The 9,197-nt window shown below is 69.9% G+C and carries 10 protein-coding genes and 1 pseudogene; 3 read left to right on the forward strand and 8 right to left on the reverse strand.

Going from position 1 to position 9,197, the window contains the following annotated elements; translation table 11 throughout:
• Positions 1-1,189: pseudogene (locus AC2VON_RS23400) on the forward strand (hypothetical protein); the annotation flags it as partial.
• Positions 1,190-1,422: 233 nt separating this feature from the next.
• A complete protein-coding gene (locus tag AC2VON_RS23405; RefSeq protein WP_486954996.1) occupies positions 1,423-1,590 on the forward strand; it encodes a type II toxin-antitoxin system RelE family toxin in 168 nt (55 codons plus the stop codon).
• Positions 1,591-1,636: 46 nt separating this feature from the next.
• On the opposite strand, the gene AC2VON_RS23410 is transcribed toward AC2VON_RS23405, so the two are convergent.
• The 4 genes from AC2VON_RS23410 to AC2VON_RS23425 all read right to left on the reverse strand — a co-directional run bounded on the left by AC2VON_RS23410 (position 1,637) and on the right by AC2VON_RS23425 (position 3,880).
• Positions 1,637-2,062 carry a type II toxin-antitoxin system VapC family toxin gene (locus tag AC2VON_RS23410; RefSeq protein ID WP_486954987.1) on the reverse strand — a complete coding sequence of 142 codons (426 nt, stop codon included), beginning with the start codon at positions 2,060-2,062 and terminating at the stop codon, positions 1,637-1,639.
• On the reverse strand, positions 2,059-2,319 hold the full coding sequence (locus AC2VON_RS23415) for a hypothetical protein (RefSeq protein ID WP_486954988.1): 261 nt from the start codon (positions 2,317-2,319) through the stop codon (positions 2,059-2,061). Before AC2VON_RS23415 ends, AC2VON_RS23410 begins: the two co-directional genes overlap by 4 nt.
• An 81-nt stretch (positions 2,320-2,400) precedes the next feature.
• Positions 2,401-2,796, reverse strand: coding sequence for a hypothetical protein (locus tag AC2VON_RS23420; protein ID WP_486954989.1), 396 nt, complete (start codon positions 2,794-2,796; stop codon positions 2,401-2,403).
• 199 nt (positions 2,797-2,995) lie between these two features.
• Positions 2,996-3,880, reverse strand: a complete 885-nt coding sequence (locus AC2VON_RS23425) for an SCO6745 family protein (protein ID WP_486954990.1) — start codon at positions 3,878-3,880, stop codon at positions 2,996-2,998.
• Positions 3,881-4,018: 138 nt separating this feature from the next.
• Between AC2VON_RS23425 and AC2VON_RS23430 the strand changes: the two genes are divergently transcribed.
• A complete protein-coding gene (locus AC2VON_RS23430; protein ID WP_486954991.1) occupies positions 4,019-4,756 on the forward strand; it encodes an SIMPL domain-containing protein in 738 nt (245 codons plus the stop codon).
• Positions 4,757-4,838: 82 nt separating this feature from the next.
• Here the strand turns inward: AC2VON_RS23430 and hpt are convergent, their stop codons facing one another.
• The 4 genes from hpt to dacB are packed head-to-tail and all read right to left on the reverse strand — an operon-like array spanning position 4,839 to position 9,031.
• Positions 4,839-5,474: a hypoxanthine phosphoribosyltransferase gene (gene hpt, locus AC2VON_RS23435; protein WP_486954992.1), complete on the reverse strand. Its 636-nt coding sequence runs from the start codon at positions 5,472-5,474 to the stop codon at positions 4,839-4,841.
• A 37-nt stretch (positions 5,475-5,511) separates the two neighbouring features.
• Positions 5,512-6,474: a tRNA lysidine(34) synthetase TilS gene (gene tilS, locus AC2VON_RS23440; RefSeq protein ID WP_486954993.1), complete on the reverse strand. Its 963-nt coding sequence runs from the start codon at positions 6,472-6,474 to the stop codon at positions 5,512-5,514.
• On the reverse strand, positions 6,453-7,577 hold the full coding sequence (locus tag AC2VON_RS23445) for a zinc-dependent metalloprotease (RefSeq protein ID WP_486954994.1): 1,125 nt from the start codon (positions 7,575-7,577) through the stop codon (positions 6,453-6,455). Before AC2VON_RS23445 ends, tilS begins: the two co-directional genes overlap by 22 nt.
• Entirely contained in the window at positions 7,574-9,031 is a 1,458-nt protein-coding gene (dacB, locus tag AC2VON_RS23450) for a D-alanyl-D-alanine carboxypeptidase/D-alanyl-D-alanine endopeptidase (protein WP_486954995.1), read from the reverse strand. The genes AC2VON_RS23445 and dacB overlap by 4 nt, the downstream gene beginning before the upstream one ends.
• Positions 9,032-9,197 lie beyond the last annotated feature (166 nt).

Genomic DNA, 9,197 nt, shown 5'->3' on the forward strand with positions numbered 1-9,197 from the left:
TGAGGCCGGTGTGGCCGGCGGCAACGGCGGTGACGCCGGGTTCTTCGGTAACGGCGGCGACGGCGGTACCGGCGGGGCCGGTGCCGACGGCGGCAGCGGCGGCACGGGCGGCACGGTCATGGGCGACGGCGGTGACGGCGGAGCCGGCGGTGCGGGCGCCGCCGCCGTGGCGCACGGCGGGGGCGGTACCGCCACCGGCGGCAACGGGGGTGCGGGCGGGAACGGCGGCGACGCGGTCGCGTCGATGTTCGGTAACGGCGGCGCCGGCGGGGTCGGCGGCGCGGGCGGCGGTGCCACGGCCGACGGCGCCCAAGGCACCACCACCGGCGGTGAAGGCGGCATGGGCGGGACCGGCGGCAGCACCACCGCGACCCTCGGCAACGGCGGGACCGGCGGTGCCGGCGGCGTGGGGGGCGCCGGCGGGGAGGGCACTTCCAACGGCCACCTCGGCACTTCGACCGGCGGTGAAGGCGGCATGGGCGGCACCGGCGGCACCGCCCAGAACGGCACCGGCGGTGCCGGCGGTGAAGGCGGCGCCGGTGGCGACGCCATCGCCCACGGCTCCGAGGGCATCGCCACCGGCGGGGCCGGCGGCGTCGGCGGCACCGGCGGTCAGGGCTTGGTGGCCGGTGCCGGTGGCGACGGCGGCGCCGGGGGCGCCGCCACGGCCAATGGCGACCTTGGCGTTGCGACCGCCGGTGCCGGCGGTGAAGGCGGCGTCGGCGCCGAAGGCGCGGCCGGCGGGGCAGGCGTTGCCGGCGCGACCGGCGGAGCCGGTGGTGACGGTGGAACCGGCGGCAACGCCACCGCGACCGGGGCCGACGGAAAAGCCACCGGAGGTGACGGCGGGGCTGGCGGCGCGGGCGGCGAGGGCGGCACCGGCGGTACTGGCGCGGCCGGTGGCACCGGTGGGACCGGTGGCAACGGTGACACCGGCGGTGACGCCAGCACCAACGGCACCGGCAGCGTGTCGACCGCCGGCAACGGCGGTGACGGCGGCAACGGTGGGGCAGGCGGCACCGGCGGGACCAACGGGGTCGGCGGGGCGGGTGGCAGCGCGGGTACCGGCGGGGCCGCCGGTACGGCGGAGACGACTCACTCCAGCACTGCGGTCGCCGGCACGGCCGGCACGAACGGTACGACCGGGGCACCCGGCGCAGCGGGGCCTACCACCACGGCGAGCCCCTGACGCCGCGAGGCATGACAGCGCCCGCACGCCCACGGCGTGCGGGCGCTGTCACTTTTCACCGGGAGTCCGCGCCGAGCAGCTCGGTCTTTGTCTCCAAAGCGCCGACACCTGCTATGCCAGCAGCCTCGCTGCTTACTTTCCCGACTCCGGTCAACGTCGTGACATTGGGATCTCTCTTGGGAATTCAGTTGTGGCCAACGCCGTAGCGGACGCTTGCCGCGCTACATGGCCCCATCCGTGAAAGCCCGCAGCGGCTCGGCAGAGTCCTGGTCGGCGAACTCGCCGGCCTTTTCTCGGCGCGACGAGGCGACTACCGGATCATCTACAGCATCGACGACACGGCCAAGATCGTCACCGTGCACAGGATTTCCCATCGAGCATCGGTGTACTGCCGACGATGACTCAGATCCGGTTGATCGTGTGCTTGGGAGCGCCTGTGGGGTGGGGTCAGGCAAGGAGCTTGACCGGGAATCGGGCCGCGTCGGCGTTGCGGGCCAGAGTGCCGTCGAGGGTCCAGAGTGTTGTGTTGAGCCGTTGAGCAAGGCATACGTACGTCGAGTCGGTGGCGTGCCGGCGCCGAAGCTGGGCGGTGATCGCGGCGATCTCGGGTCCGTCGCCAACGAGATCGAACGGGTGCAGTTGCAGGTTGAAAGCGGCAAGGTCCTGCCAGATCTCGGTTACGCCACTGACATCGAGCGCGCCCTCGAAGACCAGACGGGCTAGCACGTTTGCGACCTCATAGGGCAGCACGCCCGGGGCATGCAATTCCTCGCCAGTGGCCAACCACTCCTCAAGGTGAGCTTGTGCCGCTGGTTGGTGCTCATCGGCTACCAGCAGGGTCACGAGCACGTTCGCGTCGAGGACGACGCTCACCGCGTAGCGCCGAAGTCGGCCTGTGCCTCGTTGACCAGCTCCACCGCATCCGCGGGCGCTAGCTTGCGGGAGCGCCGCACCAACCGGTCGAGCGCGCCACGAGCTTCGGAGCGTCCGAGGCCGGGTACATCTTCGTTGAGTCCGGCATGCACCAACATGCGGGCCAGGGTGCCAGGCCGCACCCGCAACCGCTCTGCCTGCCGATGCAGAGCGACGTGGTCAGCCTCATCGAGGCGAACCGTGATTGCTTTGGTCACGACAGCAGTGTAGCGATGCGCGGCGATGCGTTGCGCATCGTTTATACCGACCGTCTTGCACGGCTCAACACGCCATAACAGCTAGCCCCGGGCTAGCCAGCCCGATCGGTCATGCACACCCCCAAACTCAACGTTGTCCGGGTAGGGATCGGCAACCGGACACCAGAGCGCGGTGCGGATCATCCGCCTGCGGACCGGCCAAGCCGACATCCTTGCTGAACAGACCCAGGCGGGCTCGGTCGACCGAGCTTGCGGGTCGAGCAAACCCTTGCCGAGCTGGCCGATCTTTACGCTCCGGAGAGTCTGCTCGTACTTGACTACGGCGACCCCCAACTTGACACCGATATCCATCCGCTTGCCGGTGCGCGGCGAAGTGCCCGTTGGGTCCGCCGTCGCGGCGAGCCGTACCGCACTGGATTCACACCAGAAGAGCTGACAAACGCGTTGAGCCCCAACGGTTTTATCGTTGGCGACCACGCGCGGGTCCCGGAGATGGCTAGACGGTACGCGCCAAACGGGCGGCTGTGGTGCTCCGTAGGTACCTCGGTCTTCGAATCACGTGACCCCACAGACGACCGGCACGACCATCAAACCCTCGACTACCTGCGGCGAAAGTGGCTACTCACCGCCCGGTGATGAAGAAGTGCTTGAGGCCCTGGGGTTTTCCCGCGGCCGGTCAACGCTGGGCGGCCGCGGCAAGGTCCCGCGGCCCCACCGGCGGATAGGCCCCGGCCGACTGCAGCTGTCGTGACCAAGCGCCCACCAGGCCGGCCAGCTCGTCGAGGTCGTCACCGAGTCCGGCGACGATCGGCGCACATCCTTCGTCGGTGGCCACCTCGACGGCCTCGCGCGAGGCTCGGCCGGCATCGGTCAACGCGCCGTCGCAGATCAGCCCCCTAGCGGCCAGGCGTTCCTCGGCGGCAGCCAGGTCGTCGTCGGCCCAGGCCCTGGTTCGCATGTAGCTGCGCAGCGGCAGGCCCCAGTACAGCTCGGTGATCAGACCGACCTCCACGGCGTCGAAACCGGAGGTGGTCCAGACGTTTATGTGAACGTCGCCGCGGTATTCGCGCAGCAGATCGGCGAGCCGCCACGCGTCGGCCAGCGGTTCACCGGGAAGACCCTGGGCCATCAGGCCGGCAAACAGCGGTTTGCCGGCCAACGGCAGCCGATCTGTCGCCCGGCGCAGCAGCCCCACCGCACGGTCGAGACCGTCTGGGTTGTCGCCGAGGACGCGGCGCAGCTGGGCCAGCGCACCGTCGGTGCGCACCCGGCAAATCGTCCGGGCGTCGGTCAAGCCCCAGCCGCGAGTGACCGCCGGCACCACGACCGCCGGGTTGAACACCGCGAAGGCCGCGGCGATCACCTCACCGGGCACCTGCCCCAGCACCGAGCCGCGGCTGCAGAAATAGGCCGGCCCGTCGGGCATCTCGACTTGGCCGGTCTTGCCGGGACTGGGTCCGAAGCCGAGTGCCGTATACCCGCGGTGGCACTCCGGGGCGAAGTACACCTGCCCTGCAAATGGTTCAATGGCCGTAGCCAGCGCTCTTGACGGATCGGTCATGGTGGGGCAGCTCCTTGATCGGGTTATATCGGCTCGGCTCGCACAGCGTCACGGCGATATGCGCCGGCACTGGCACGCTCCGGCCTCAACGGTAGTCGCCGGTGCCAGTCTGACCATGGAGGCGCTAGGGTGCCAGACATGTCGACTGCACGCAGCGCCAGGGTGCTCGGTGTGCTTGTGGGCCTGACCGCCGTCACGCTGTCGGCGTGTGACGCCAATCCGGGAGCGGCGGGCGACAACCCACGCCGGGTGACGGTCGTCGGTTCCGGGCAGGTCCAGGGCGTGCCGGACAGGCTGACTGCTGATGTGGGCATCGAGTTCGTCGCGCCTGATGTCACAGCCGCGATGAACCAGAGCAGCGAACGCCAGCAGGCGGTGATCACCGCGCTGGTGGACGCCGGCGTGAGCCGCAAGGACATCAGCACCACCGCGGTCAGTTTGCAGCCGCAGTACGGCAATCAGGACGGCGGTGCCGGGGGGGCCGCCATCACCGGCTACCGCGCCGACAACACGATTCGGGTCAAGGTTGCCTCGGACTCCGCGTCGCAGGCACTGGCCTTGATCGTCAGCACCGGTGGCGACGGCACCCGGATCAATTCGGTGAGCTACTTCATCGAAGACGATTCACAACTCGTGCGTGACGCGCGGGCGCGTGCCTTCGATGACGCAAAAGGCCGCGCCGAACAATACGCCCAGCTGTCCGGTCTCCGGCTCGGCAAAGTGATCTCGATCTCCGAAGAGTCCGGCCGCACCTCACCTTTCGTGTTGCCCGCGCCGACGCCGGCGCAGCGCGGTGCGATGGCCGCACCGGTTCCGGTGGAACCCGGCCAGCAGACCGTGAGCTTTTCGGTGACCGCGGTCTGGGAGCTGGTATGAGCCGATGGCAGAGGCCTGGGGCACCACCCGCTTTCGGGCGGACGCGTCCGATTCCGCCACGCTTGTGATCGCCGCGTAACGGCTACTCCTGGTAGACGTGCGGATCGAGGGTCCCGATGTAGGGCAAGTCGCGGTAGCGCTCGAGGTAGTCCAGCCCGTACCCGACCACAAACTCATTCGGGATGTCGAAGCCCACATAGGCGATGTCGACACCGGCGCGCGCCGCGTCGGGCTTGCGCAGCAGTGTGCATACCCGCAGTGACCGTGGATGGCGGGCGGCCAGGTTGCGTAGCAGCCACGACAGCGTCAGCCCCGAGTCCACGACATCCTCGACGATCAGCACGTCGCGGTTGCTGATATCGCGGTCGAGATCTTTGAGGATGCGCACCACCCCCGACGACGACGTCGACGACCCGTAGGAGCTGACCGCCATGAACTCGAACTGGGTGGGCAGCGGGATCGCCCGGGCCAGATCGGTGACGAACAACACCGCTCCCTTGAGCACGGTGATCAGCAGCAGATCCCCGTCCTCGGGCAGGCCCCGACGATCCGAGCGGTCCTTCGAGCAGTCCCTGTAGTCCCGGCCAACCTGCGCACCGAGCTCGGCGGTGCGCTTGCGGATCTGCTCCTCGGTCAGCAGCACCGATTTGATGTCACCCGGGTACAACTCCGGCGAGGCACCGGGTGCGGTCTCCGGCGAGCTCGCAGCCACGACCACAGCGTGCCATGCGCGGGGACGACAACCAACCGCCGGGTCAGATCGGCTCTCGCCGCAGCCGCAGCAAGCCGTCACCGCGGCAGGCGACCAACCGGTGACCGCGGAATGCGGACCCGACCGCGACCCCGCCCTGACCGCGCCACCCGGTGACCAGCCTGTCCACTCCGCGGATCTGTTTGTCGGTCAGTCCCGTCGCGCCGCCGGCCAGCAGCCAGCACCGGATGACGGCGCGCCGGACCGGGCCGGGCAACGCGCTCAAGGCTTCGGTGTCCAGCCCGGTACCCGCCGTGGCACCGGGCAACGCCTGCGCGGCCAGCGAGTCGACCAGCTCGGTGGTCTCCCGCAGCGCCGTCGCGGTGCGGGCTAACGCCTCGGCGACGCCGCCGCCGAGCACGTCCTCCAGCAGCGGCAGCACCTCGTTACGTAACCGGGTGCGGGTGAAGCGGCGGTCGATGTTATGCGGATCCTGCCAGGGCGTCAGCGCAAGCTCGACGCAGGCAGCGCGCGTCAGGTCGTGTCGCACCCCCAGCAGCGGCCGGCACCACGGCGGGTCGTACGGGCGCATCCCGGCTATCGAGCGGGCGCCCGAACCGCGGCCCAGCCCGAGCAGCACCGTCTCGGCCTGATCGTCTAGCGTGTGGCCCAGCAACACCGGGTCATCGCCGCGAGCCTCGTCCAGTGCGGCGTAACGGGCTGCGCGGGCCGCAGCCTCGGGGCCGCCGTCGGTGCCCACGGAGGCACATATCACTTGGACGCCAACGCATCCCAGACGCGTTGCCTGCGCCTCTGCGGTAGCGGCAACCGACGCCGATCCGGGTTGCAGGCCGTGGTCGACGATCAGCGCGGTGGTGGGCAGCAACTGGGTGGCGACCGCAGTCAGCGCCAGTGAGTCCGCACCACCGGACAGCCCCACCGACCATCGGCCGTCGGCGGGCAGGTACGTCTCGGCGAACTTGGCGACAGCCTTTCGCAGCTGAGCTACAGCACTCGGTTGATCCACCGTTGCGGCTCTTCGATCTCCACGGGCAGCGGCAAGGTCTGCGGGTGCGACCAGACCACGTTGAACCGGTCCATTCCCACCCGGTCCACCACCTGGTCGACGAATGCCCTGCCGCGGGTGTACTGGCTGAGTTTGGCGTCGATGCCCAGCAACGCGCGCAGCAGCCGCTGCAGCGGTGGCTGGCTGCGCTGCCGCCGTTCGTCGAAGCGGCGGCGGATGGTCGCCACCGACGGCACCGCCACCGGGCCGACGGCGTCCATCACATAATCGGCATGACCCTCCAGCAGCGTGCCGAGCACCAGCAACTGGTCCAGCGCGGTGCGCTGCGCCTCGGACTGCACCGCGCGTAACAGGCCCAGAATGCCCGACGGGCTTCCCGGCATGGGGGTCGCAGGGGCCGCGGGTGTCATCGGGTCCACAGAGTCCACTGGGTCCACGGCGGCGCCGAAGCGGCGGTTCCAGAGGTAACCGGCGAGCCGGAGCAGCACCTGCACGGCGTCGTCACCGCTTTCGGCGGTCAGCACCGCCAACGCCTGCGTCATGTAGCCCGATAGCCACGGGTTGACGGTGAACTGCACCCGATGCGTCGCCTCGTGCAGGCATACCCACAACCGGAAGTCGGCCGGCGTCACCCGTAGTTGGCGCTCGACGGCGATCACGTTGGGGTACACCAACAGCAGACGACCGGCGCTATCGGCACTGCCGGGAGCGAACGGGTCGTACTGGCCGAGAATGCCTGAGGCGACAAAAGCCAGCAGCGCACCCGTTTGCGCGCCGGTCACCCGTCCGGTGAAAAAGCCACTCGGTTGTTCGGTCCCGCCCGTCATCACCCGCATCGATTCGGCGGCCGCGGTGATCCACTGCGGCCGGTCGACGATCCGGGCGTCGGGCACCGCAGCATCGGCGCCCAACCCGGTCACCTCCCGCACCAGCGGCTCAGCGGTCTTGGCCGAGCTGCTCAGCTCATCGATCACCTGGCGGCGGGTGTACTCGGTGGTCGGCGGCGCCGGGCGGGCCAGCCAGCCGCCGACCGCGGCGGCGAACCGCCAATCCACCGCGCGCCCGATGGTCAAGTCAGGCGTCTTAGCTAACGGAGTGGTCATGATCCGCATCCACACGACCGCAGGATGGCGGCCACCGCGTCGATCGCGGTGCGCCCGGTCGGGCCGGCGTCATTGGAGACCAACGCGAACGTCAGCACCCGCCAGCTGCGGTCGGTGACCACGCCGGCCAACGCGTTGGTGCGGGTCAGCGAGCCGGTTTTGGCCCGCAACCACCCGGCCGTGTCGTGATCGGCAGCCGGGTCGAGGAAACGCTCGGACAGGGTGCCGCTGCCCCCGGCGACCGGCAGCATGTCCAGCAGCGGCCGCAGTGCCGGCTCACCCGGCCCGGCGGCCGCCTGCACCACCTCGTCGAGGGTCTTTGCCGTCAACCGATCGTCGACCGAGAGTCCGCTGGAATCCACCAGCGTGGTGCCGCTCAGCTCGACATGGGCCGTAGCCAGCCGGTTGGTCACCGCATCCACAGCGCCGGAAAACGACCGTGGCCGGTGCATGGCCGCCGCCACTTCGCGGCCGATACATTCGGCCATCACGTTGTCGGAGGCATTCATCATCTCCCCCAACCGTTGGATCAGCGGCGCCGACCGCACCGAGGCCAGTTCACGTCCAGCGGCCAAACCGGTGGCCCCGGTGGCCGACGTGGCCCCGGTAGCTGACGTGGCCGAACTAGCTGAACTAGCCGAACTAGCCATCGTCACCCGGCGGGTGTCGATGCCGAGCGCGTCGGCAAGCGCACGCCCGGCATCCAGCGCGGGGGTCACCGAGCGGCGGGACTCGGCGCTCACCGGCTGGATCCGTCCGCCGTCGAGCATCACCGACTCGATCGGGGCGATGTCACCGCCCTCGATATCCAGGGGGTCCCCGCCGGGTGCCAACGTCGGCCCGCTGAACGCGGAGGTGTCCACCTGTCTCACCGTTGGCGCCGCGCCGCTACGGCGGACCTGATCGGCGAGGTCGCTGATCCGCGCCGCATCCCGATACCAGGTTGGCTGGCCGGGTGGGGCCGCGGATAACGTCGGGTCGCCGCCACCGACCAGCACGATGACCCCGGGCTGCTCGCCCGCTGTCACCCGGGTGGTGACCCGGGCGTTGCGATCCAGCGCCAGCAGCGCTGCGGCCGTGGTGAGCACTTTGTCGGTCGACGCCGGCTGCATCGGCAGATCGCCGTTTTCAGCCCAGAGCTCCGTCGCGGTCATCGCGTCGGTGATCCGGCCGCTCAGCGTTCCGAGGTTGGGGTCGGACACCGCAACGGCCAGCGATGCCGCCAATCCGGCGGCGGTGGGCATCGGCGCGGTGTCGGGCACCGGAACCACGTCCGGTTTGGCCATCGCCGCCGGCGGTGCGGGCTCAGTCGCAGCGCCGCCGCCGTGACCACCCGAAGTCCACAACGCGGCCGCCACCACCACGACGGCGGTTACCAGCGCCAGCGCCGACACCCCGAATCCCAGGCGGGTGGCCCGCCGACGACGAACGCGGTGCCGCTGGCTGTGACGCATGACTCTCCTGCCTGTCTGGCCCAATTCTGCCGGATCCTGCCGGATTGGCCGGATCTGCGGTCGGTGGATAGACTCGTTCCGAATTGTCCAGACGACCCGAAGGAGCTAACCCGGTGGAGTTCGACGTCACGATCGAGATCCCGAAAGGCCAACGCAACAAGTACGA

The sequence above is a fragment of the Mycobacterium sp. TH-M82 genome (assembly GCF_057473605.1).